Annotated in this window: 23 protein-coding genes and 1 pseudogene; 9 read left to right on the forward strand and 15 right to left on the reverse strand. The window is 66.2% G+C overall.

Annotated features, from left to right (window positions below; translation table 11 throughout):
• Positions 1-46: 46 nt before the first annotated feature.
• From OG410_RS41490 to OG410_RS41500, 3 genes are all read left to right on the forward strand, one after another.
• Positions 47-838, forward strand: coding sequence for a cutinase family protein (locus tag OG410_RS41490; RefSeq protein ID WP_326790531.1), 792 nt, complete (start codon positions 47-49; stop codon positions 836-838).
• Positions 839-891: 53 nt separating this feature from the next.
• Entirely contained in the window at positions 892-1,425 is a 534-nt protein-coding gene (locus tag OG410_RS41495) for a zinc ribbon domain-containing protein (protein ID WP_329303902.1), read from the forward strand.
• A gap of 362 nt (positions 1,426-1,787) precedes the next feature.
• A complete protein-coding gene (locus OG410_RS41500) occupies positions 1,788-2,261 on the forward strand; it encodes a hypothetical protein (protein WP_329303903.1) in 474 nt (157 codons plus the stop codon).
• Positions 2,262-2,295: 34 nt separating this feature from the next.
• On the opposite strand, the gene OG410_RS41505 is transcribed toward OG410_RS41500, so the two are convergent.
• From OG410_RS41505 to OG410_RS41510, 3 genes and pseudogenes are all read right to left on the reverse strand, one after another.
• Complete coding sequence (locus OG410_RS41505; RefSeq protein ID WP_329303904.1) at positions 2,296-3,753, reverse strand: NF041680 family putative transposase; 1,458 nt, start codon at positions 3,751-3,753, stop codon at positions 2,296-2,298.
• A gap of 849 nt (positions 3,754-4,602) precedes the next feature.
• Positions 4,603-5,067 (reverse strand): annotated as a pseudogene (locus OG410_RS42770) (IS630 family transposase); the annotation flags it as partial.
• A 36-nt stretch (positions 5,068-5,103) separates the two neighbouring features.
• Positions 5,104-5,655: a helix-turn-helix domain-containing protein gene (locus OG410_RS41510; protein WP_329303905.1), complete on the reverse strand. Its 552-nt coding sequence runs from the start codon at positions 5,653-5,655 to the stop codon at positions 5,104-5,106.
• A gap of 78 nt (positions 5,656-5,733) precedes the next feature.
• Between OG410_RS41510 and OG410_RS41515 the strand changes: the two genes are divergently transcribed.
• Both OG410_RS41515 and OG410_RS41520 read left to right on the forward strand, forming a co-directional pair.
• The gene (locus OG410_RS41515) at positions 5,734-6,063 is read left to right on the forward strand and encodes a hypothetical protein (RefSeq protein ID WP_329303906.1); all 330 of its coding nucleotides are present in this window, start codon (positions 5,734-5,736) and stop codon (positions 6,061-6,063) included.
• A gap of 376 nt (positions 6,064-6,439) precedes the next feature.
• Positions 6,440-7,342, forward strand: coding sequence for a poly(ethylene terephthalate) hydrolase family protein (locus OG410_RS41520; protein WP_329303907.1), 903 nt, complete (start codon positions 6,440-6,442; stop codon positions 7,340-7,342).
• Between the two features lie 124 nt (positions 7,343-7,466).
• On the opposite strand, the gene OG410_RS41525 is transcribed toward OG410_RS41520, so the two are convergent.
• The gene (locus tag OG410_RS41525; RefSeq protein WP_329303908.1) at positions 7,467-8,027 is read right to left on the reverse strand and encodes a hypothetical protein; all 561 of its coding nucleotides are present in this window, start codon (positions 8,025-8,027) and stop codon (positions 7,467-7,469) included.
• A gap of 55 nt (positions 8,028-8,082) precedes the next feature.
• Between OG410_RS41525 and OG410_RS41530 the strand changes: the two genes are divergently transcribed.
• A complete protein-coding gene (locus OG410_RS41530; protein ID WP_329303909.1) occupies positions 8,083-8,802 on the forward strand; it encodes an IS6 family transposase in 720 nt (239 codons plus the stop codon).
• Here the strand turns inward: OG410_RS41530 and OG410_RS41535 are convergent.
• The 3 genes from OG410_RS41535 to OG410_RS41545 form a co-directional block, all read right to left on the reverse strand.
• Positions 8,697-9,524 (reverse strand): ATP-binding protein, encoded by an 828-nt coding sequence (locus tag OG410_RS41535; protein WP_329303910.1) that lies wholly within the window; start codon positions 9,522-9,524, stop codon positions 8,697-8,699. The genes OG410_RS41530 and OG410_RS41535 overlap by 106 nt on opposite strands.
• On the reverse strand, positions 9,472-10,713 hold the full coding sequence (istA, locus tag OG410_RS41540) for an IS21 family transposase (protein ID WP_329303911.1): 1,242 nt from the start codon (positions 10,711-10,713) through the stop codon (positions 9,472-9,474). Before istA ends, OG410_RS41535 begins: the two co-directional genes overlap by 53 nt.
• A 143-nt stretch (positions 10,714-10,856) precedes the next feature.
• Positions 10,857-12,476 (reverse strand): ISL3 family transposase, encoded by a 1,620-nt coding sequence (locus OG410_RS41545; protein WP_329303912.1) that lies wholly within the window; start codon positions 12,474-12,476, stop codon positions 10,857-10,859.
• Positions 12,477-12,606: 130 nt separating this feature from the next.
• Between OG410_RS41545 and OG410_RS41550 the strand changes: the two genes are divergently transcribed.
• On the forward strand, positions 12,607-13,110 hold the full coding sequence (locus OG410_RS41550) for a transposase family protein (RefSeq protein WP_329303913.1): 504 nt from the start codon (positions 12,607-12,609) through the stop codon (positions 13,108-13,110).
• 406 nt (positions 13,111-13,516) lie between these two features.
• Here OG410_RS41550 and OG410_RS41555 read toward each other — a convergent pair whose 3' ends face one another.
• The 4 genes from OG410_RS41555 to OG410_RS41570 are packed head-to-tail and all read right to left on the reverse strand — an operon-like array spanning position 13,517 to position 15,559.
• On the reverse strand, positions 13,517-14,209 hold the full coding sequence (locus OG410_RS41555; protein ID WP_329303914.1) for a class I SAM-dependent methyltransferase: 693 nt from the start codon (positions 14,207-14,209) through the stop codon (positions 13,517-13,519).
• 26 nt (positions 14,210-14,235) lie between these two features.
• The gene (locus tag OG410_RS41560; RefSeq protein WP_329303915.1) at positions 14,236-14,529 is read right to left on the reverse strand and encodes a hypothetical protein; all 294 of its coding nucleotides are present in this window, start codon (positions 14,527-14,529) and stop codon (positions 14,236-14,238) included.
• A complete protein-coding gene (locus tag OG410_RS41565; RefSeq protein ID WP_329298339.1) occupies positions 14,526-15,080 on the reverse strand; it encodes a transposase in 555 nt (184 codons plus the stop codon). The genes OG410_RS41560 and OG410_RS41565 overlap by 4 nt, the downstream gene beginning before the upstream one ends.
• Positions 15,077-15,559 (reverse strand): helix-turn-helix domain-containing protein, encoded by a 483-nt coding sequence (locus OG410_RS41570; protein WP_329303916.1) that lies wholly within the window; start codon positions 15,557-15,559, stop codon positions 15,077-15,079. The genes OG410_RS41565 and OG410_RS41570 overlap by 4 nt, the downstream gene beginning before the upstream one ends.
• A 233-nt stretch (positions 15,560-15,792) precedes the next feature.
• Here OG410_RS41570 and OG410_RS41575 point away from each other — a divergent pair, with 233 nt between their 5' ends.
• Positions 15,793-16,725 carry a transposase family protein gene (locus OG410_RS41575; protein ID WP_329303917.1) on the forward strand — a complete coding sequence of 311 codons (933 nt, stop codon included), beginning with the start codon at positions 15,793-15,795 and terminating at the stop codon, positions 16,723-16,725.
• A gap of 109 nt (positions 16,726-16,834) precedes the next feature.
• Here OG410_RS41575 and OG410_RS41580 read toward each other — a convergent pair whose 3' ends face one another.
• From OG410_RS41580 to OG410_RS41595, 4 genes are all read right to left on the reverse strand, one after another.
• Complete coding sequence (locus OG410_RS41580; protein WP_329303918.1) at positions 16,835-17,605, reverse strand: transposase; 771 nt, start codon at positions 17,603-17,605, stop codon at positions 16,835-16,837.
• A gap of 43 nt (positions 17,606-17,648) precedes the next feature.
• Positions 17,649-19,232 (reverse strand): tetratricopeptide repeat protein, encoded by a 1,584-nt coding sequence (locus OG410_RS41585; protein ID WP_329303919.1) that lies wholly within the window; start codon positions 19,230-19,232, stop codon positions 17,649-17,651.
• Positions 19,233-19,286: 54 nt separating this feature from the next.
• On the reverse strand, positions 19,287-20,279 hold the full coding sequence (locus tag OG410_RS41590) for a P-loop NTPase (RefSeq protein ID WP_329303920.1): 993 nt from the start codon (positions 20,277-20,279) through the stop codon (positions 19,287-19,289).
• A 428-nt stretch (positions 20,280-20,707) separates the two neighbouring features.
• A protein-coding gene (locus tag OG410_RS41595; protein ID WP_329303921.1) for an IS5 family transposase occupies positions 20,708-21,525 on the reverse strand; the annotation gives its coding sequence in 2 pieces (ribosomal slippage) (positions 20,708-21,177 and positions 21,177-21,525; 819 coding nt in all).
• A 313-nt stretch (positions 21,526-21,838) separates the two neighbouring features.
• Here OG410_RS41595 and OG410_RS41600 point away from each other — a divergent pair.
• A complete protein-coding gene (locus OG410_RS41600) occupies positions 21,839-22,480 on the forward strand; it encodes a DUF6461 domain-containing protein (RefSeq protein WP_329303922.1) in 642 nt (213 codons plus the stop codon).
• Positions 22,481-22,722 lie beyond the last annotated feature (242 nt).

Raw genomic sequence — 22,722 nt, forward strand, 5'->3', positions numbered from 1 at the left:
GGGTACCAACAGCTAAGTGGGAACTCCTGCCGAAGGGAGATTCTAGATGCTCGGGAAACTAGCTCCGTTCTTCGGGACAGCAGTTCTCTTCTTTGGCATAGGAGTACCTCACGAAACTGTCAGTGCCAGGCAGATGGCCCCCGAATATTGTCGAGATCTCTACTTCTTTGGCGGGCATGGCCTTGCTGAAGGGGGAGAGGACGACTGGGGTCCTACAGTCAAAAATGTGTACGACAATTACGAAAAAGGCATACATGATGCCGACCCTGATGTTTCGGTGGATGGCGAAGCTATTGCATACCCAAGGGTAGAGTTCCCAGATTGGGTACGACTCGTGCGGGCGAGGTTCAGTAGACAGCAAGAGGAAGAGGTGATTGATGGGTCCATAGCGCTGAACAACCAGCTCACGGAGAGATACAAGGCTTGCCCGGGTGAGCGCTTTATTCTCGTCGGATATTCAGAGGGGGCATGGGTGATTCACGACTATCTCAAAAATCTTGGCGCCGGAGCCCTCGATAGAATTGCTGGTGTCGCGCTGCTTGGTGATCCCCAATATGTCAGAACTGGAATTATTCCGAAATTGTATCCCAATCACGCAATCGCCCCCTACTTCCCTCCAGCCCTCCAGGAGAGGGCCGCCAGCTGGTGTGTTTCCTACAATCTTCCAGCCGCAAAGCGCACTGTATTTGATCCCATCTGCCATTTCTCAGGACCCGACGTAACGAACTGCCTAAAAGCTACTCAAGGCGATATTGGTGAAAGCTGGTGTCCACATCTTCGCTACGTCGAGACGGGCGGAACCAAGCGGGCTGCCGACTTTCTCATCGGTGTGAGCTGAAAGCCGAAACTTGCTGTGACGTCGCTCGGGCCCCGGCGCAAGGAGCGTGATGGATGATGACAGAGATGGTTAACTGTCCGCATTGCGGTGCGGTGGCCACCCAAGAAGATTCCTTCTGTGCCATTTGCGGGCGACGGATCAGGCCGGAAGGTGTCATTAACGCGCATGAACCGATACCTGTATCAAGTCCGGAGCCTGCACCCCTTGCTACTCCGGGGCAAGTGCATGCCAACCAAGCAGAGATCGCTCCTCACGCTCTTTACGCGGAATATGATTCCCGAAAGCTCACTGTACTGACAGGGTATGTGGCGGGTGTCATTGGTTTTCCTGTCGGCTTGCATAGACTGTACGCCGGGAAACCGCTATGGTGGATCTATTTGATTCTTTTCATCCTGGGGGCCATCGGAAGCTTCATTCTCGTCGGCTTCGTCTTCTTTGGAGTCATGTTCATCTGGTGGATTGTTGACATGGCGCTGATGAAAGAATGGGTGGAGTCGCACAATCAGACTCTTCGCCACCAGATCTTCAACTGGGCGCGGGAAGTCGAAAGGAATCCCCACTCGGACTGGGGGACGCGAGTTGGCTGACACCCTATTGCGGCGAAACCCGATTCTGGTATCGGATGACGCGGCTTGAAATCAGAAAGACTCAGATCATTCGGGAGTCATCGGTGGCAGGCCAAGCGGGACTCCATTGCGTGAACGGACATACTCCGCCACCAGAAAAGGAGGCATCTAAGTTCTGCACGATTTGCGGCACCCCTATAGTGATCACTTGCCCCAATGGGCACGAGGTCAAGCCAGCTCCCTACTGCAGCGTGTGCGGTGCGTCCTGGCCTTCCAGCGATCTACCTGGCAGTGATGAGCCCCTCGAACCATCACTGCCGCCGACCAGTCCGCAGAACCCTCGACGCGCGCCACCAGTTTTCCTGATCGTCGGAGCAGTGCTAATGGCCGTACTCGTCGGTGCTGGGGTCTATTTCGGCATGTCCCGGCAGGACAACTCAGGCTCTGGACCTGAGCTGAGCACACCCGTACAGACAGCGCAGACACCCTCGGCGCAGGCTGCCAGCGAGGTTCCGCAGGAATACCTCGGCACCTGGGACAGCACCATCGACAATGCCACAGGGCACCACACCCGCCGTCTCGTCATCCAGCAAGGCGGGGTCGGCGATCCGGTGCTCTTGCTTACAGCGGACGGTCCCACCAAAAACGGTGGAACGTACCACTGCGGATTCACGGCCGAGCTGGCCTCAGTACCCACGAGTAACGGGCCCCTCCGCATTGAGTCCTCCGCGGTGACCGTTGCTGAACCGGTGTCAGCCTGCAGGCCGGGCGGCGCCAGCACCATCACTCTGCTGTCCGACGGCAGACTCCGGCGCGCAGACGGCAGTGAGCAGTTGATTTACACAAAGGCAGACTGAACGCTGGGCGACTGCCTCTTTCCTAACTTGATCTTTAACTTGTGCGGCGTGGTCGTGGGGTAGTTGGCTTCGTCTTTTGCCGCTTCGCTGAGTGTCTTCTGGCGGATGTGTGCACGTCGTAGCGTGGTGTGGGCCAGGTGTTCTTCTGGCCTGGTGGCCGCCCGGTGCCAGGGCGGGAGGGTTTCGGTGCCTGGGCTGGGCAGGCGGCTTGTGGGCGGATGTGCCGAAAGTCGCGGCGGACGCGGGCCGGGGTGAGCCTGTCCGGGGAACTCGGTTTCTCCCAGGGGTGGCGGCGGTCGGCGGCCAGGGTGCGGGCCAGTCGCAGTTGGGTGTAGACAGCCAGGACGAGCCAGGTCCAGCGGTCGGCCGCTTCCGGAGTACGGATCTTGGGGCAGGTCCAGCCGAGGGTTTGTTTGAACAGGCGGAAGGTGTGCTCGATGTCGAAGCGTCGCAGGTAGGCCTGCCAGAGTCGGTCGGTGTCCGCAGGAGTGGCGTCGGTGCCCGACCACCACAGCCAGACCGGCTTTGGAGTGGCTCCACTGGGCAGGTGGCTGATGTCCAGACGGATCACTGTGCCTTCGACGATCGGCAGGGTTGCGTCGGCTGCCGCCCAGGACGAGCGATGGGTGAGTTTCGGGTGCAACCGGTCCCAGGAGCGGGCGAGTGCGGTGCTGTAGAGGCGCGTGTGGTTGAGAGTTTCGACGTCCGGTGTGCCCCAGGTGTCGGGCCGGCCGAAGACGAACTCGGCGCCGTGTCGGGGTGGCCGGCCTGTGGTGTGCGGCTGCCGGGTTGGGATGGACCTGCGCATGACCCGGTCGGACCGCACCCGGGCCAGGACCTGGACGGGCAGGTCCTTGAGCAGGAAGGCCAGACGGGGTGCGTCGTAGCCTGCATCGGCGACGATGAGAATGTCCGGGTCGCCCAACTGCCACTGGTCCGCGGCGATGAGCCGTTCGACCAGATCCCGCAGTTGCCCGGCGGTGACGGTGGCGGTGTCGTCGCCGGGCGCCAGACGCCGCGCGTCCAGGGGTGCGGTCCAGGAGCTGCGGCCCGGCTCGAGCGCGCAAACGATGGAGTAGGGCCAACCCGGGACAGGAATGTGCTGGTCCTTGCCCCGCCCGTAGGTGTGACACAGAACCCGCTCCGGTGAGGTGTGAGCAGCGGGCCGCAGCCAGCAGGTGACATCCACGGCCAGGACCAGCCGGCCGTCGACGGCTCGCGGCAGCGGGACCGAAGCCAGTGCTTCCCGCAGGCGACCAGTGTCGATACGGCCTCGGGCAACAGCGGCATAGAGGCCACCGTGCCCGCGGCGATGCTCACCCACCAACGACAACCCGACCAGCGACTTCACCGGTCCGTCACCACACAGCACAGCATCGGCCAGCTCGAACAGCACATCCGAACGGGCTGTGAGACTGGCGTAGAACTCCTCCCGGAAGGATGACAGTTGAACCAACGGATCCCGCCGGGCATCACGATGCAGCAGACTCATCCTCACGGCCTTCGTACTGAAGATGTGTGTTCCTTGGTCGGATCACAGATTCAGACGAAGGCCGCCTTGCTGTCCGTCACTTCCCTGACCGAGCGATCAAGTTCGACGCAGCATTCGAGACACCGAGTTAAAGATCAAGTTAGGCCAGGCCAACGAGGCAGCCACGCACAAACCTCGCCATCCGATGGCCTCTGAAGAGACGCCATGCCATTGGAATACCGCACAGAGCCAGCCAGATACGTGCGCTGGCGAGGACGTACCTCTCCGGTGTCAGGCGGTGCCACGCGGGGATAGCGCCTGCCGGTAATCGCTGTCAGGCGGAGACAGCCGAGCAGAGGTAGGGAATTTCGCTCACATCGACCCTTCAGTCGCTCACTGTTCCTGCGCCTCCTGGGACTTGCTCTTCCCCGGAGAGGTACCAGTGGTCGACAGCGGCAACAGGGCACCCTTGGTCAGTCCGTCGTATGCGAGCGTGCTCGCCCACTGCATCCTCCTCTTCTAGGAGAGCCAAAAACTGATGGACCGCCTGTTGTTCCACCGTCACCGTGTCCAGGTCCGCCGGCTCAAGGGTCACATCGGACACGACCTCAACGAGACCGCCGACGTTCTTGCCGGCCTCGCTCTCCGTCGCGCCAACGGCCGGATCCCTTCCTCCGCCGCGCGGAAGGAGGAGGCACGGATCCTACGCTCGCTCGGCTCCGGAGCCGGCCCCTTCTCGGTCGCTGTCTGAGCCCGTGGTCCGATGCGGACATGGGAAGGGACTCTCGGATGAAGGCAAAGGTCGCCGCGTCGAAAGAGGCGGCGTCGAAGGCGTCGCCTAGTGCTGCTCCGCGCAAGTTCGTGGAGGGGTCAGGTCGCCTCTTTGCGCGGGGTGCCCGCGTAGGTCCAGCAGAACGGGCGGGTGTGTTCGTTCCGCTTGATCACCCAGGCGTCCATCTTGTCGATCAGGTCGTCGCGGCTGGTGAAGTCGCCGTGGCGGAGGACGGCGCGGGTCAGGGCGGAGAAGACGAGTTCGACCTGGTTGAGCCAGGAGGCGTGGGGCGGGGTCCAGTGGACGTGCCAGCGCGGGTGGGCGGCGAGCCAGGCCCGGGTGTGTCTGGCGGTGTGCGAGGAGCCGTTGTCGAGGACCAGGTGGATGTCCTTGTCGTGGGGCAGGAGGCGGTCGAGCCGGTCCAGGAAGGCGGTGAAGGTGGCGGCGTCGTTGCGCTGGATGGTCTCGGTCAGGGTCTGCCCGCTGGTGACGTCGAGGGCGGCGATGATCGAGGCGGTGCTGTGGCGGCGGTACTCGAACTCGTATCGGGCTGCCCGGCCTGGCCGCGGCGGCTGGGAGGGGTGGCGGCGTTCGCGGGCCTAAATCGCGGTCTTCTCGTCGATGGACAGCACGATCGCCCCGGTCGGCGGGTTGCGGTAGAGGCCGCAGATGTCCCTGGCGCGGTCCCAGAAGTCGGGGGTGTCGCGGCGGGTGAGCCAGCTGGTGACTTTGTGCGGCTTGAGGTCCAGGCCGGCCAGGATGCGGCCGGCCTGGGAGGCGGAGATCGGCGCGAGGACGGTGCTCGCGACCCGGGTGGCGATCGCCGCGTGGGTCCAGGTGGCGGCGGGTCCCGGCGGCGTGCTGGTGGCCGCGGCGACCACGGCGACGCGGACGAGGTCGTCGTAGCGGCGCGGTCGGCCCGAGCGGGCGGCGTCCTTGAGCCCCTTCAGTCCGAGCTTGGCGAACCGACCTCGCCACTTGCGGACGGTGTTCACGCTTACCGCCAGTTGGCCGGCGATCGCCGCGTTGCCCGCCCCGTCGGCCGCGGTCAGCGCGATCTTGGCCGGGAGTACCTGCCGGACCTGCGCTTTCGCTGAGGACGCGACCCGCAGCAGCATCTCGCGCGTCTCATCGTCCAGCTCTACGGCCACCGCCGAACCCCGCCCCGATCCCGCCCTCACAGCCATTGATCATGGCGGAGCGGCGGCCGGGTTCGACAGGATGGGTCCGTGCCGAAGAACCCGCCCGAGTCCATGCAGCACCACCTGAGCCAGCGGCTGAACACCCGTGCTGCCGAGCACTGGCCGCAGCTGGCCCGGGTCCACGTGCGCTTCCGGACGGGCTTCGCCTACGTGGACGGCGAGTTGAACGACGGCGAACGGCTGCCTCTGGCCCGGTTGCGCTTCGTCGGCGTCCTGCACACGTGGGGTTTCGCCCTCTACCTCGCCAGCCGAGACGGCTACCAGGACAACTTCCTCCCCAACGGACTCCCATCCGGCAGCCCCGAAGAATGCCTGGACTGCGCCTGCGGCCTCTACCTCGACGGCATAGCAACCTGACCCCTCCACGAACTTGCGCGGAGCAGCACTAGCGTGACCTGATCACCCATGACCATGGAGGGATATGGCGCGTTATCAGGTCGTTCGCGCCTGTCCGGCGCACGCGGCCGTCCACCGGACACCGGTGATTTCGCCGATGCCCGCCGGTCCGCCCAGTCCCACAATGACGTCACGGCGAAGGCAGGTGCCACACCTGCCCCACGCACCTCCCGACATACCGTCATCCCACCCGCCGACCACCCCGTCACCGAACCGCGACGACGACAGTGACGGGACACGGCAGCGCGCGAACAGTCCCAGCAGTCACCGGAAGTACCGGCAAGCACCGTCGCCAGACTCCGGATCCCCCACACCCCCACCAAGGACGTGACGAGCTGTGAATCGGCAGACCTCCCCCACACCCCCCGCCCCGCGCGCGCTCGCCCGGGCCGGGCGTTCACGCCTGATGCGCGCACTGACGACGCTGACGCTGTCGCTCGGCCTCGCGACAGGTCTGATGTTCGGCTCCTCCGGAACGGCGATGGCCGACGAGATCGGCCAGGCTCCCACCAGTTCCAACATCACCGGCAACGGCAGCTTCACCGTGACCAGCGCCGCCGTCACCGGCCAGAGCGGCTTCGGCGGGGGCCAGGTCTACTACCCCTCCACGGCCGGCACCTACCCGGTCGTCGCCGTCTCCCCCGGCTTCACCGCCTCCTGGTCCAGCATCAGCTGGCTCGGCCCCCGACTGGCGTCCTGGGGATTCGTGGTCGTCGGCATCGACACCAACTCCGTCTACGACCAGCCCGCCAGCCGGGGAACCCAGTTACTGGCCGCGCTGAACTGGGCGGTGAACTCCGCGCCGACCGCGGTCCGGTCACGGGCGGACGGTACCCGGCGCGGGGTGATGGGTCACTCGATGGGTGGCGGCGGCAGCCTGGAGGCGCTGGCGGCGGACACCACCGGCCTGGTCAAGGCCGCTGTACCGCTGGCCCCCTGGGACAGTGACAAGACCTGGAACAACGTCAGTGAGCCGGTGGCCATCGTCGGCGGCCAGTCGGACACCGTCGCATCGCCGAGCAGCCACGCGATCCCCTTCTACAACACGCTCGCCGGGCAGAAGGAGTACGTCGAGATGTCCGGGGCCTCGCACGGCGCGCCCGCGGCGTCCAACACCACCACCTCCCGGGTGATGGTGTCCTGGTTCAAGCGCTACCTGAACAACGACACCCGCTTCACCCCGTTCACCTGCGGATATTCCGGCAGCGCCATCTCTTCCTTCCTGACCAACGCCTGCTGAGCAGCCTGCGGGCGTCGCACGGTGCCCCCGTCCTCCGGGCGGGGGCACCGGTCTGCCGCGGGACCGCGCGTACCGCTGCGGCACGGCTCCACCGGCCGGCCGTCACCCCGGGTGGCCCGGCGGCTCAGCGCGCGGCCGGCACGGGCGCGGGAGTCCCGTTCACGTCGAGGCGCCAGTCGCGCAGGGCGGCCAGCAGACCCGCCAGCATGAGCCCTTCACCGAGGTTGCCCAGCGGCGGCACCCTGAACGCGAGCGCGGAAGCGACGAAGACGGCGAGGGCGCCCAGGGCGACCCACGGCACCCCGTGACGTCTCCACACCACCACGCCGATCGCCAGCAGCGCCAGGATGGCGACGACCGCGGCGACGGGAGCCCCCGCGTCGGTGTAACGCAGGGTGTCCGCCCAGGTGCGGGGCTCCAGTTCGAGGCCGGGCAGGGTGGTGAGAACCCCGAGCACCGAGAGCGCTCCGGCGACCGCCCAGGCCCACCGTGCCGTACGCCGGCCCGGGCCGAGCAGCAGCGCCCCGCACACGACGGCCAGCGGGGTCAGGACCGCGTGTGCCGTGAACCGGCCCGTGTTGAGTGCCTCCAGAAGCGCGCCCTCTCCCGCCGCCGCACCCACGGCCACGACCAGTGAGTCGTACGCCAGGGCGAGGCCGAGGACGGCGATCCAGGGCGCTGTCACGTTGGCTGACCGGGTGGGATGATCTTCTGGTTGATCACGCTGGGAGGGGTCGTCCGTGGGGAGTGCGTCGCCGTCGTACAGGGGGCACCGGTACCCGGTCGAGGTGATCTCCCACTGCGTGTGGCTGTACTTCCGCTTCCCGCTCAGCTTCCGCGAGGTCGAGGAGTTGATGCTCCAGCGAGGCGTCATCGTCTCCTGCGAGACAGTGCGCCGCTGGTGCGCCAAGTTCGGCCAGGCCTACGCGAACGGACTGCGCCGCCGCCGGCCCCGGCCTGGGGACAAGTGGCACCTGGACGAGGTGTTCGTCAGGATCAACGGGGAGCTGAAGTACCTGTGGCGGGCCGTCGACCAGGACGGCAACGTCCTCGACATCCTCGTCCAGAACCGCCGCAACAAAGCCGCGGCCCGACGCTTCTTCCGCCGCCTGATGAAGAAGACCCGGGCAGTGCCGAGGGTGATCATCACGGACAAGCTGCGTTCCTACGGCGCCGCTCACCGCGAAGTCATGCCCTCCGTCGAGCACCGCTCCCACAAGGGACTGAATAACCGGGCCGAGAACAGCCACCAGCCCACCAGGCAGCGTAAACGTGCCATGAAAGGCTTCCGCTCCGTCGGCGCGGCCCAGCGGTTCCTGTCCGCATTCAGCGGCATCTCACCCCACTTCCGACCCTACCGCCACCTGATGACCGCATCCCAACACCGAGCCGAGACGACCATCCGCCTCGCCATCTGGGACCACGTCACCGGCGCTGCCAGCCGGCCCACCACGGCCTGACCACAGGCCCGGACCGCGGACCCCACCACGCCCCGACACGCCATCAGACACCCAACAACGTGACAACGCCGGTTCGCGGTCTCGGCTTCGAAGGGGATGTAGCCGACCTCGTCCACCACGATCAGCGGGTAGCGGCTCAGCTTGGTGAGCTCGGCCTGGAGCCGTCCGGAGTGGTGGGCGGCGGCCAGGCGGTCGACCCACTCGGCCGCGGTGGCGAAGGCGACGCGGTGTCCGGTCTGACAGGCGCGGACGGCGAGGCCGATCGCCAGGTGTGTCTTCCCGGTGCCCGGCGGGCCCAGAAAGGCGGCGTTCTCCTTGCCGACGATGAAGTCGAACGTGCCCAGATGTGCGAGCTGTTGTCGCGTCATGCCGCGCAGATGGGTGACGTCGAGCTCCTCGATCGTCTTGACCGCGGGGAAACGGGCGGCACGTACTCTCGCCTCACCGCCGTGTGATTCGCAGGCGGAGACCTCGCGTTGGAGGCAGGCGACTAGGTACTCGGCGTGGGTCCAGGACTCCTTGCGGGCGCGTTCGGCGAGCCGGTCGGCGGCGTCCAGCAGGGCCGGGGCCTTCATCACGCGGGTGAGGAAAGCGAGGTCGGCGGCGGTCTGGGACCCGGTCCTGCGGCCCGCTGCGGTGCTTTCGGCCGGGGCACCGGTGGTGCGGGCATCAGCCGACCTCCCTGTCGCCGCTGCCTTCGATGACGGTGAACAGCCGGTCATAGGAGCCGAGTTCGCGTTGCTCGACCTCGACGAGCGGGCCGGCCCCGGCCTGGGTGGCCTGCTGATGGCGGGCCTGCCCGCGCATCGTCTGGCCCGCAGCGGCGTGATCGGGATCGGTGATGGTCTGGTGGCGGGCCCAGCAGCGGGGGTGGCGGGCGACGATCACGCCGCCGGGCGCCAGCGCGATGACTTCGTCGTTGTCGGTGAGCACGGTGACGTTGCGTCCGATCGCTTCGGGTTGCACGGAGTAGTCGTTGGTATCGACGCGGACGTAGTGGTCACGCCCGATGCGGGTCTGCATCCGCCACCAGGCGGGCGGGTCGACGGGCGGCAGGGTGAGCATCCCGGCCCGGTCGGTCTCCCAGCGGTCGGCGGGACGGGCCTGCAGGGTGCGGTGGATGCGCCGGTTGGCGACCGCCAGCCAGGCGGTCAGCTGGGTGTTGAAGTCGCCGGGGCCGCTGAACGTGCGGCCGGGCAGGAACGAGGTCTCGAGATAACCGTTCGCGCGTTCGACCAGCCCTTTCGCCTCGGGGCCACGGGGTCTGCAGAGGTAGATCCTGGTGGTGAGCAGGCCCGCGAACGCGGCGAACTCTGCGGTGAGTTTGCCGCGGCCGACCCCGGCCTCGTTGTCCCAGACCAGCGTTTTGGGCACGGCGCCCCACCCGTTCAGCAGCCGCCAGTGCCCGTCGATCAGGTCGCCGGTGGTGCGGGAGGGCAGCATCCGCGCGGCGATCACCCGCGAGTAGCCGGACACCATCACCAGGACCGGCGGTCGCCCCGTCTGCCCGTAGCCGAGCGGGATGTCCGCGTCGGGAAACCACAGGTCGCACTGGGCCAGCTCGCCCGGCTGATAGGTCGTGCGGGAGACCGGGTCGACGGGAACATAGACGGGCCGCAGTTCCCGCACCCGCTCCTTGAGGACCGTCATCCCACGCTCCCATCCGATCCGCTCGGCGATCACGGTGGCAGGCATCGTCGGGGTCTCCCTGAGCAGCTCACGGATCTGCACCTCGACCGCGTCGACCACCGAGCCTTTGGCCGGCCGCTCGTACTTCGGCGGCCGATCACTCGCCAGTGCACGCTTCACCGTGTTCTTCGAGATGCCCAGATGCCGGGCGATCGCCCGGATCGGCATCTGCTCGGCCCGGTGCAGCCTGCGGATCTCTGCCCAGTCCTCCACGCGGATCACCCTTCCCTCCTGACCTTCCGATCAAGATCAGGTTCAGGCGAAGACCACCGAGAGGGTCACTTTTGATCCGCCGTCAGAGGGTCAGAATTCAGGTTCTGGATCACTTTCAGTGCCGGGACCACGGAGGGTCACCGAAACCGCGATCATGAACGGCATCGCGCGGTGAGGAGGACCCGTTTGCGGAGCAGGTCGAAGTTGGCTCGGCCGAACATCTGCCGCTTCAACATCTTGATCTTGTTGTTCTGACCCTCGACCGCGCCGGAACTGTAGCAAAGGCTGAGGCCGGCGACGACGGCATCGAGGTCCTGGCCGAGACCGGTGACGAAGGTATGAAGGGCGGGCAGGTCGTCGGCCTGGACACTCGGGATCCACTGGTTCAGGTCCCGGCCCTGACGGTTGTTCATGAGCTCGGCAAATGTGCGGACGTGGTGGGCGGTGCGGTCGAGCGCGGGGCAGCGAGCCAGGATCGCTTTGAGCTGCTGGGTCTGGCCCTCGGTGAGGCGGTCTGGATGGCGGGTGAGCCAGCTGGTCACGTTCCGCACGGACGGCGCCTTGCGGGGCGGGTCATGCGGGAAGTTCTCGCGGAGTTTGGCCACGTAGACCTTCACCACGTTCTCGCCGCCGGGGTAGCCACGTTCGCGTACTTCCTCGAACAGGCGGCGGGCGATGGTGCAGCCCTCCGTCCACCGCTGGTGCAGGTAAGGCTTGTAGGGGTCGAGGATGCTGGCTCGGCCGGTCCACCGGCCGACCAGGAGTTCGTCCGCGCTTGCCGCATTGGCGAAGCGGCGGACGGTATTACGGGCCAGCCCCTGTTGGCGGGCGATCGCGCGCAGTCCGATGCCCTGCTCGAGGAGAGCGTGGACAGCCGCGTGCTGTTGCCGGACACGGTCGGAGAGTCGGCCGGTTGTCCGCGGTCCTCTGGGAGAGGGCAGATCAAGGTTCGTGTTCTCCGTGTCCGCGACGGCCTGGGCCGTGGCGGCGTCGTGCGGCTCACATAGCAGAGCTCGATGTTGGACGACTGTCTTCTCGACGGCCTCGGCGAGGTTCGACCAGATCTGCCACCGGTCCGCGACGTGGATGGCGTTCGGGGCGCCGAGCCGTCCGGCCTCGGCATAGGCGGTGGAGCGGTCCCGACAGATCACCTCGATCCCGGGATGGTCGGCGATCCACCGGGCGACCGTCGACGTCGTCCGGTCCGGAAGCAGGTCGATGGGCTGGCGGGTTTCGATGTCGATCAGGATCGTGCCGTACTTGTGGCCCTTGCGCAGCGCGAAGTCATCCACCCCGAGCACCCGCGGTGTCGAGGTCTCGGGCTCCGGCAGGCGACGGATCAACCGCAGCAGAGTCGACCTGCTCACCCCGACTGCCAGAGTCTGGGACAGGCGGGCACCGGCACGGCCGGCCAGCATCACCGCCACACGCTCCAGCACCGTCTGCAGCCCGGCGCTGCGTCGGCCATGCCGGACGGTCAGTCCGTCGACCTGCTCGGCGAACGTCGCCTGCCTGCATAAACGTTGGCCGCAGCGGAACCGCCGCACCTGTAACTCGATCAGCACAGGGCGGCCGCCGACCGAACTGTCGGCGAGCCGCCGTACGTACCGGCTGTGCACCCGAGACGACAGCGTCCCGCACGCTGGACGTACGGCCCGCTCCGCAACCGCCCGGGCCCGCACGGCCACCAACTCGCCGTCAGGCACAACGTTTTCAATCACGACACTTTGGACTTGGTGGAACCACAAGTTCTGGAGGAGGACATCACCCACGACCGTTCATGATCGCGGTTTCGGTGACCCTCCGTGGTCCCGGCACTGAAAGTGATCCAGAACCAGAATTCAGGCGTCGCCGAGACCGCGTCTGGACCGCGCCCTGAAGAAGATCGCGAAGCGGGGCGGAGTGGTCGTCCTGCTGGACGGCACCCTGATCCGCACCCGACACCGCACCGGAACGGACAACCGTAAGAACTACTCAGGCAAGCACAAGTCCCATGGCCTGCTGTTCCTCGCGCTGACCGACGAGAAGGGCAACCTGATCTGGATCTCCTCGGCCCGGCCCGGCCGGTCCAGCGAGATCACCACCGCCCGCCACGACAAGATCACCGCACACCTCCGCGAGGCCGGCCTTGGCGCCTTGGCCGACCTCGGCTTCGTAGGCCTGGACAACCAGCCCGACGACGACCCGGTGATCATCACCGGCCGCAAGGCCACCAAGAACCGCAGACTCACCGCCGCGGAGAAGGAAGCGAACCGCCTGCTGAACCGCGAACGCGCCGCCGTCGAGCACGGCTTCGCCAACCTCAAGTCCTGGCGCGTCCTCACCAAGGTCCGCATGAGCACCTGCCACGCGACCACCCTCCTGCGGGCCCTCCTCGTCCTTGCGAACGCCGAAGTCCAGAGGTGACAGACGATCTCCCCGGAACGATCAAGTTCCTGACCCGCACGAGTCCGCCACTCCCACCCCACACCAGCCCCGTGACCTGCGAGATCAGGATGAAACGATCTCAATGATGGAGCTGCGTCCCTGCCTGGTCGACCGGAAGGGCCGGGCAACGACCTCGTCAGCTGTCAGATATGGTCCGGCCCCGCTCCTCCTGGGGGAGCGGGGCCGGCGATGTCCATGGTGCTCAGCGGTCTTGGGCGGGGGTATAGAGCTCGCTCAGCAGGCTTCTCTTGGTCGCGACGAGATCAGCGGGAGACTATGCACGCCCACGGGTGGGCCCTCGCCGCGCAGCCCGCCCGGCCACCTGTGCCTCGTGCCGCGTGGGCAAGGCTGAGTCGAGTGGGGACACGGCACGGGACCCGGGAAGTCACCTCGAGCGGACGCACCGACGGACTCGGAAGAGCCGACATGAGACCGGGTTGCTGTCCTCAGGCGCGTCGAGGACGTCGATCTTGTCCACCAGGAATCCGTGTTCGACGAGGAGGTCCTCCCATAGCGTTGGGCCGAGGATCCACATCTGCACGTTCAGGGGCTCCCAGCCGGCGAGTGGAAGGATCTCAGGGTGGGCGGTGACCCTTTGGAAGGGGCCGCGGCCCGCTGCGTTGGTGTGCAGAACGGAGAAGAACAAGCGGCCGTCCGGCTTCAGTGCGGTGGCGATGGCAGGCAGGAGCCGGTGCGGGTCGATGTAGCCGAAGCCGTGGATCGAGTAGATCACGTCGTAAGGCTCGGCCTTCTTCAGGTACTCGACGGCGTCGGCGTGGATCAGGTTGAGTCCAGGCACATTGGCGTAGCGGGTAACAGCGCGTTCGTGCTGGGTGGTGGAGACTTCGACGGCGTGGACCACGGCGCCGTGCTCGCGCACCAGGTGGGCGGCGTACTTGCCGACTCCTGAGCCGATGCCGAGGACCCTCTTGCCGGACAGGTCGCCCATTACCTCGGCACCGGGGCCGCCCGGCCAGAAGCCCCAGTTGATGCGGTCGGCATCGGGGATGTCGGTGCCGCGGTCGATGTGGTGTCTGCCGTACGCGGTCCAGGCAGCCAGGTTCTGCTCGCTGCTCACGATGGTGTTCTCCGATCGAAAGGGGGCTATGGGCGCAGGGCGAAGCAGGCCAACCGGTCGAGATCGAGGGCGGTCACGGTGGACCAGCGGGAGGTGAGGAGTTCGACGTCGGGGGCGGTAATGCCCAGGCTCTTGAGGGGATCGTCCTCGGCCCGCCGGTTGGCGAGCTCGGTGACCACCCAGAAGGTCCCGCCGGGGGCAAGGAGTTGACGGACCCTGTTCATGAAGGCGCCCTTGTCGGTGATGAACCGGAAGACGAGCCGGCAGGTGATGACCGCGTACGCCAGATCGGGAAGCTCGCTTAGTGCTGGATTCCTCAAACGGTGTACACGTATCGGCGTCGTAGGGAGCGGGTTGGCGGTGCTGTTCTGCCCCAGATCCATGGGCCGGCATGGGAGTTGAGCTGGTTGGTTGCGAGGGTTGTGGCTTGGGCGATGTCGTCGGGGTTGGCGAAGGAGCGGCCGGCGAGGGCGGCTTTGCGGAAGATGCGCCACCAGCCTTCTTGGAGGTTGAGCCAGCACGCGCCGACGGGGATGAAGGCGTGGTGGATGCGGGGATGGTCCTCGAGCCAGGTCCGGGTGGACAGGCTGTTGTGGCTGGACAGGTTGTCGGTGACGATCCAGATCTCCCCGTCCGGGTTGGCATTTTCGACCTGTTGCAGGAACTGCTGGTAGAAGACGCTGTTGCGGGAGGACGCTGTCATGGTCAGGGCCTGGCCGTCGGCCGGCCGTAGACCGCCGTAGACCCAGGTTTTCTCCGGTCCGCGGCTGTAGTCGAGCTCCGCCTTGATCCGATGCCCGTTGGGTGACCAGGCGGGTGCGGGCGGGAAGGTCCGGGGGATCACCGGCCCCAGCTCGTCGGCGCAGATCACCGTCGCACCGTCGGGCGGGTGGGTGTAGAGGCCGATGATCCTTGTCCTTTTGGGACGAAGTCCGGGTCCTTCGATCGCATCCAGGACCGGGTACGGCGCCAGCGCACGCCCTCGGCGAGCAGGATGCGTCTGACCTGTGAGCGGCCCACCTCGATTCCTTCGGCCTGTGCTGCTGTGGCCAGGGAATCTAGCGTCCACTCGGGCGGTCCTGACTCATCGAAGGCCCACAGTTCCCCGACGGGCTCCCACCGCAGTCGTCCCGGCGGGATGGTCTTGACCAGGGAGATGATCTGGGATCGTTCCTGTTCGGTGATGCGTCGCTTGCGGCCCTGCCCGCCCAGATCATCCAGTCCCTGCAGGCCCAGGCGGTTGAAGCGGTGCAGCCAGCAGCGGACCGTTTTCTGGCTGCAGTCCAGCTCCACGGCGATCGCAGGGACCCGCAGCCCCGACCAGCTCAGCTCGATCATCCGGGCCCGCATCACCACATCCCGAGGAGCCTTCCGTGCCCGCGACAACCTGCGAACGAGAGCCCGCTCGTCCTCGTCACGCCCCGGTCGCGCCCATAAAACCATCGCCCAGCACCCGCCCCCGAGCACCCGCAACTACCCCGCCACCAGCACATATACCCAGTCAAAGAGGAATCCAGCACTAACGAGCTCGTGCACGGTAGGCGGTGAGACGTCGAGCCTGGATGGTTGATCATGGTCGGGTGGTGGGGAACTCGACGCGCGCGGTGATCATCAGCAATCGGCGGATCACGGGGCTGACTGCCGGAGTGATTGCTGAACTCGTCGAGGAGATCGGACCGTTGTGGCATGAGCGTCATCAGGCGAGGCTTGCCGCTCGCCCGCGGCAGAGAGCTGTGGGCGCCGGCGCGAAGTACCGGCTGGTGTTCGTCGACCGACTGCTGGCCACGCTGGTCCATCTTCGTCACGGGGTCACCCATGATGTGCTGGCCTGCTGGTTTGGAGCGGACCGCTCCACTATCACCCGGGCCATCGGTGAGGTGCGGCCCCTGCTCGCCGAGCGGGGCTGCACCGTCAGCCCCGACGTGCGGCTGCGGTCTCTGGCTGAGGTTGTCGACCATCTCGGCGCGAGCGGGACGACCGGCATCGTCGACGGCACCGAGATCCGGGTCCGTCGGCCCGCCGCCGGACGCAAGGACCGCGACAAGTTCATTTCCGGCAAGAACAAGCAGAACGCCGTCAAGTCCATGGTGGTCACGGACGGCGGAGGCCGCGTGCTGTGGTGCAGCCCGGCCCGTCCCGCAAGCTGCGCGGACATCACCCACGCCCGCCAGTTAGGGCTGGTAAAACTCCTGGCCGACGGGCCTGCAGTCGAGATCCTGGCTGATGCCGGCTACCAGGGACTGGGCGCCCAGCCCGGTGGCCGGGTGGTGACACCACCGCACCGCAAGTTCAAGAAGAACGCCCCGGACTGGTACGAGGAGATGCACGAGCGCCAGCGCAAGGCGCACTCATCACGACGTATCCGTGTCGAGCACGGCATCGCCCATCTGAAGAACTGGCGGGCCCTGGCCCGCCACCTCGGTCGCCGCGAGCACATCAGCGACACCGTCCAAGCCATCGCCAGCCTGCTGTCCCACCAGCAGACCGCGGACCTGAACCCGACACGGCAGATGTGAAGCCGGGCCGCACCGAAGTTCGCGACGTCTCACCGCCTACCGTGCACGAGCTCGTAAGCGTTGTCCCGTAAATGATCTTTGACGTGCTGGGTGACCTGCCGTTTCTCCGTCACCCGGCAAGGGTGAAGTTGTGCAGGCGGGCGATGCCGAGCATGGCGTGGTGGACGCCGTCGCCTTTGAGGCGGCAGTCGCGGAGGATCTTCCAGGTCTTCATGCGGGCGAAGGTGTGCTCGACGCGGGCGCGGACTTTGCGGTGAGAGGCGTTGTGTTCCTCTTTCCAGGCAGGGAGTTCGGCCTGGCCGGGTTCGCGGCGGTGCGGGATGATCAGGCCGGTGCCGCGGTAGCCGCCGTCCGCGATGACGGTGGTGTGGCCGACGGCGTCTTTCGCGCCGGACAGCTCCCATGCCTTGCAGTCGTTGCGGTTGCCGGGCAGTGGCCGGCCGACAGCGACGACGAGCCGGGTGTCGGCGTCGATGACGACCTGGTGGTTGGTGGAGTAGCGGTAGTTCTTCGACTGCTCGGCAACCTGGTGGTCGCGGGTGGGCACCAGAGTGCCGTCCACGATCAGCACGGTGTCCTTGCGGAACCGTCTGCGCTGCTGGAGGGCGAGCGCGGGGCCGAGGTGGTCGATGATGCGGTCGGCCGCGGACTTGGACACCCCGAACAGCGGCGCCAGTTGGCGCAGTGTGAGGTTGGTCCGCCAGTACGCGGCGACCAGCAGCACGCGGTCCTCCAGGGGCAGGCTCCACGGCCTGCCCCTGCGGACCGGATCCGCACCCTCGCGCCGCAACGCTGTGATCAGCTTGCCGAACTGGCGCGGACTCAGCCCGGTGAACGGGGCTATCCAGGACGGCTCCGACGCCGTGATCACACCAGCCACACCAAGATCATCTCACCCGTGACCAGCAGTTACGGGACAAGTCTTAGGCTCCGCTTGCCATATTCAGGCTGTCCCTCAAATGGCGGGAGGCAGCCAGCGCATCGACGTATGCTTCAGGCAAGTCGGCGTAGAGCCGTGTATAGAGCTCCACGGCTTCCTCTGCTACCGGAAATGCCTCCTGATGCCGGCCCACCTCAGATAGGTAGATTCCGAGGTTCTGGAGTGCTCTGGCGAGGTGGGGCGTGTGGACGTCGGGATCGCTCGCCACCAGTTGCCGAAAGAGTTCTATCCCTTCCTTACAGGCTGCGAGTGCTTCTCGTCGCTGCCCCACGCTACTCAGTTGGATCCCGAGGTTCAGGACCGCGCCGGCGAGGTCGGGCGTGTGGACTTCAGGATCGCTCGCCACCAGTTGGCGGAAGAGTCCGACGGCTTCTCGGGAAGCTGCGAGTGCTTCTTGACGCTGCCCCACCTCCCCCGACTGGGTCCCAAGGTCCTGGAGCGCCATGGCGAGGAGTGATGTGTAGACGTCGGAATCGTTCGTCACCAGTTGGCGGAAGAGTTTCACAGCCTCTTGGAACGCTCCTAGTGCGTCTCGTCGAATTCCCGCTATACCCAGTTGGATGCCGAGGTTGTGGACCGCACTGGCGAGGTGGGGTGTGTGGACTTCGGGATCGCTTACCACCAGTTGGCGGAAGAGTCCGACGGCTTCTCGGGAAGCTGCGAGCGACTCTCGTCGCTGCCCCACCTTCCTTAGATGGGTCGCAAGGCTTTGGACCGCACTGGCGAGGAAGGGTGTGTAGGCGTCGGGATCGCTCACCACCAGTTGGCGGACCAGTTCCACGGCTTCCTGGGAAACGGCGAGTGCTTCTTGTCGCTGCCCCAGCCGGAGTCCAAGGTTATAGACCGCGCCGGCGAGGTCGGGCGTGTGGACTTCGGGATCGTTCTCCACCAGTTGGCGGAAGAGTCCGACGGCTTTTTTCAGGGCTATGCATGCTTTTCGTCGCTGCCCCACCTCTCCCAGATGGGTCCCAAAGTTCTGGAGCGCCATGGCGAGGTCGGGCGTGTGGGTGTCTGGATCCTCCGCTACGAGTTGCTGGAAGAGCCCTACGGATTGCTCGGCTGCCGCGAGCGCCTCCCGATGCCGTCCTAGAGGGCCCAGATAAGTGCCCATGTTTTGTAGCGCCCTGGCGAGGTCGGGCGTGTGGGTGTCTGGATCCTCCGCTACGAGTTGCTGGAAGAGCCCTACGGATTGCTCGGCTGCCGCGAGCGCCTCCCGATGCCGTCCCACTTGCCCCAGCCGAGACCCAAGCCTGCGCTGTGCCAGGGCCAGTTGCACGTTGCTCTCAGCCCGCAGGCAGCACTGTTCGGCAGCGGCGAGCGCGGCGCAGGGAAGGATGCCGGTGTTCTTTGGACTCACCTCGTCCAGCTTTCTCAACTCCTCGTAGTTGAGATTTAGGGTGCTAATCACTGCGGCCAGGGCAGTGTCGAGTGGGCCGGCCCCGTAGCGCGCGATGCTGAAGATGAGAGGGAGGAACGTTTTCGGGTCGGCGCGTATGACAGCGACGAGCCCGGTGACTGTCTCTGGGGCAGTGTGGGCGGCACGGGCGAGGTGCTTGATCAGCCGCATAGGGGCATCGGCGTCTGTGGCGGATGGTGTAGCCATTGTGGCTGACCCTTCCTGTCAGATAGTGAGAGCTGCATTGGCTAGGGCGGCAGGTAATCCGGGGTGTGCTGCTACGCATAGTGCGGCGTATCGATCGGCCAGGTAGGAAGGCAGATGCAGATCGAGCCATTGGCCTCCGCGCTGGGCGTAGAGCTGGTGGAGCCAGAGGGCCAGCTCAGTGCGGCGCTTGTCGCTGCTGCTAGTCAAGCCCGGCAGGTGGGCCAGGCGTCGCACGGCCTGTTCCAGGTTGTCAGCGCCTATTAGGGTTGCGGTGGCAATGGCGCTCTGTAGAATCGGCAGGGGCATAGTTATGGCGGAGTGTTCCGCAGCGTTCGTGCGCCACCACGCCTCCTCAGTGGTGAAAAGCTGGCGCAACGCAGTGGTGAGCTCAACCGGGCCGGTGAGTCCGTTGTAGGCGGTAATAGCAGCGGCGGCTTGCAACTCACCAACGGAGATGGCAGTTGTGACGCCGATCAGGGAGGCACTCGGCACTGGGCGGTCGAAGTAACGGGCATACTGCCTGACCGCGCCCTGAAACTGCTGGAACTGGTCAGTTGCGTCCGCGAGAGCGGAAGGAATCTGGGTGCGGCCGGCCGGACTGAGGACAGCCTGGTCAGCGGGGTCCATGGCGGCGCGGATCCGCGCCCACCAGGATGCAAACTCCCGTCCGCACAGTACAACTTTGACCTGGTCCGACGACGCGCGCGCCAGTGTGCTCAGCATGCCGGCCAGGTCGTCCTGCTGCCGCGGCGAGGCATCCACATCGTCCACCAACAGCAGCACCCGGCCCTGGCGCAAGAGTGCGGCCTCGGCCGCGGCAACGGCCTGGCCATGTTGGACCCAGCCGCATTCGACATGCTCTCCAGCGAGCTGTTCGACAGCCTCGATCAGCAGGCGGGTTTTCCCGCCTCCCGCGCCGCCCATAACCTGCCACATTCGCTTCCCGCCCGGCGTCCGGCACCAGTCCACCAGGCTCAGCAGCTCGCGGCGGCGCAGTGGGGAGAATGGCACGACGCGCTCGTCCGGGTTGAGTGCATAAAGGACACTGCCCGCATGTGTGCTAAGCCGAGACTCCGCCAAGGCAGCCGGGCCAGGCAACACCGCACACTCCCAGGCACTATCGGTACCCTCCCGCTCCTGGCGTCGCTGCCACCACGCGTCGCCGTACAACGCGAGAGCGCTCGCACCTCCGCCCAACCCTGCGGCGATGGGCGGCGAAACGAAATTCGCCAACGCCGCTACCGCCCCGGCTGTCGCTCCCAGGCCACCGACAACCGTTGCTGAAATAACGCGTGACCAGCGCACCGCCTACCCCCCCGCTAATTTCCCCGCCCACGGAACCTCGCGCCCTTACTCTGACTCCTGAAGAGTGAAGATGGGACTACTGAACCCACATACTTCACTAACTGCGCTGACTTTGTCGCCCCTTAGATCGTGTCCTATGTGGCGAGGCGGACGAGTCGTTTGCAGCAACAGAGGACTGCGGCGAGGCCGAGAAACGCCAGGTAGTTGCGGGGGTGGCGTTCGTAGCGGTGATTGAGCCGGCGGTATCCGGTCAGCCAGGACATGGTCCGTTCGATGACCCACCTTCGGCGTCCCAGTCGTTCGTCGGACTCGATGCCCTTGCGGGCGATACGAACGCCAATGCGCCTGCCGCGTAACCATTTCCGCAGGTGGGGGATGTCGTAGGCCTTGTCGGCGTGGAGACGCTGAGGCTTGAAGTAGCGGCCCCTGTAGGGGTCGTGTCTCGTTTGGTGCCCGGTGATCATGGGCTTGAGCGCGAGACTGTCGTGGGTGTTGGCGGCCGAGACGCCGACGAGGAGGGGCAGTCCGTTCGCGTCCGACAAGACGTGCATTTTGGAACCCGGCTTGCCTCGGTCCACGGGACTCGGGCCTGTGAGGTCGCCCCTTTTTTCGCCCTCACGTGGGCGGAATCGAGGACTGCTCGGGAGAGGTCGAGCAGGTCGGCGTCGTCCAGGCGGTGCAGGATCTCCTCGTGCAGCCGCCCCCATACTCCCGCCCGGGACCAGATCAGGAACCGGCGATGCGCAGTCGACTTCGATATGCCAAAGCACGGCGGCAAAGCCCGCCAGGCGCACCCGCTGACCAGCACGTAGATGATGGCCGCGAACAGCGTCTCATCAGGTGTGTCCTGTGTTCCGCCACCCTGAGGCCGCACCTTCGACGACGGGATCAGCGGCTCCGCGATCTCCCGCAGCCCGTCCGGAACAATCCAACTCCACGTACCCCGCCCCATAACCAAGTCCAACGACCCAGCCACACATAGGACACGGTCTTACTCCGAGACCTCGACGCCGTGACAGTCGGACTCACCCTGGAATGGAGTTCCGGCAGCGTCGAGGGTGCCGTAAACCGCATCAAGAAGATAAAGAGGCAGCTCTACGGACGGGCCGGATTCGAACTGCTTCGCAAGATGATCCTGCTGCAATAGCCTCCGCGGCCATCAGGCAGCATGAGCCTGGCCCCCCGTCGCGTCACGCGCATGGCCGGGAACACGGCGGCCCGGCAGGGACGGCGAGCGGTACCGAAGTGAACGACGGAGGTAAGACATGAGGACAGACGCGGACATGGATTCGCTCCGCTGGGCGGTGGCCTGGATGTGCGTCACCTTTACCCGCGACCTGAGCCCCGAGGAGGTCTTCACCCGGTACGGGGCCGACCCGGACCAGGCACGCCTGCTCGACTGGGACACGGCCTCGGCCCTGGTCTTGGGCGACTCCGACGACGAGATGGTCTCGCTGCTGCGGTCCGGGGGGATCGGTGAATGGGCCTTTTGCGTCGAGGAGGAAGGTGGCATCGGCTTTGGGGAAAAATCGCTCGCGGAGTTGTCTCGCGGGACTGAGACGTACAGCCTGGCGACGACCGACGGAATCGATGTCTTCCAGTACTGGCGTGACGGCGAGTGCGTCGAGTACTTCGAGCCCGGCATGGAGCACACCCGGTCCGAACCGCTCGGGCTCTGGTGGGATCGGGTGGAAACGGCGCTCGCCGCGCACGAGCGCGAGGATGCCGGCATGGCACCTGCGGTGGCCCTCGTGCTGGACCACCTCGGCATCACCCTGGACGATGCCACCCTCGCCGGGCCCTGGCCCAGCCTGACGCTCGCCGAGGACGATGCGCCATCGGTGCCACTGGGCGACACCTACGCGGGCGAGGGACCGGTTCCGCCCGGGACTGTCGAGATCTGGTAGGATCCCACAACCCTCCGATCACGGCGCTTGAGTTTTAAGATCGACGATCTTAAAACTCAAGCGTCAGTGGTCACCCTCCGCGTTCGCTCCCCAAGATCTGTGCCAGAACCTTGTTTTGACGTCAGCAGGGGTCGCTCCGGGTCGGCGTTCGGGTCCTCGACCACCCGCCGCATCTCCTCCGGGTGCGGTAGCGGGCCCGGGCCCGCTACCGCACCCGGCCTCGGCGTAGAAGCCGTCCTGCG

It is taken from the genome of Streptomyces sp. NBC_00659 (assembly GCF_036226925.1).
In the GTDB taxonomy this organism is placed as follows: domain Bacteria; phylum Actinomycetota; class Actinomycetes; order Streptomycetales; family Streptomycetaceae; genus Streptomyces.

Bases quoted from the DNA above. Each gene is read 5' to 3' on its own strand.
- OG410_RS41490 (WP_326790531.1), top strand. From the start codon at position 47: ATGCTCGGGAAACTAGCTCCGTTCTTCGGGACAGCAGTTCTCTTCTTT.
- OG410_RS41495 (WP_329303902.1), top strand. From the start codon at position 892: ATGATGACAGAGATGGTTAACTGTCCGCATTGCGGTGCGGTGGCCACC.
- OG410_RS41500 (WP_329303903.1), top strand. From the start codon at position 1,788: ATGGCCGTACTCGTCGGTGCTGGGGTCTATTTCGGCATGTCCCGGCAG.
- OG410_RS41505 (WP_329303904.1), bottom strand. From the start codon at position 3,753: ATGAGTCTGCTGCATCGTGATGCCCGGCGGGATCCGTTGGTTCAACTG.
- OG410_RS41535 (WP_329303910.1), bottom strand. From the start codon at position 9,524: ATGACCGGCTGTTCACCGTCATCGAAGGCAGCGGCGACAGGGAGGTCG.
- OG410_RS41570 (WP_329303916.1), bottom strand. From the start codon at position 15,559: ATGCGGGCCCGGATGATCGAGCTGAGCTGGTCGGGGCTGCGGGTCCCT.
- OG410_RS41585 (WP_329303919.1), bottom strand. From the start codon at position 19,232: ATGCGGCTGATCAAGCACCTCGCCCGTGCCGCCCACACTGCCCCAGAG.
- OG410_RS41600 (WP_329303922.1), top strand. From the start codon at position 21,839: ATGAGGACAGACGCGGACATGGATTCGCTCCGCTGGGCGGTGGCCTGG.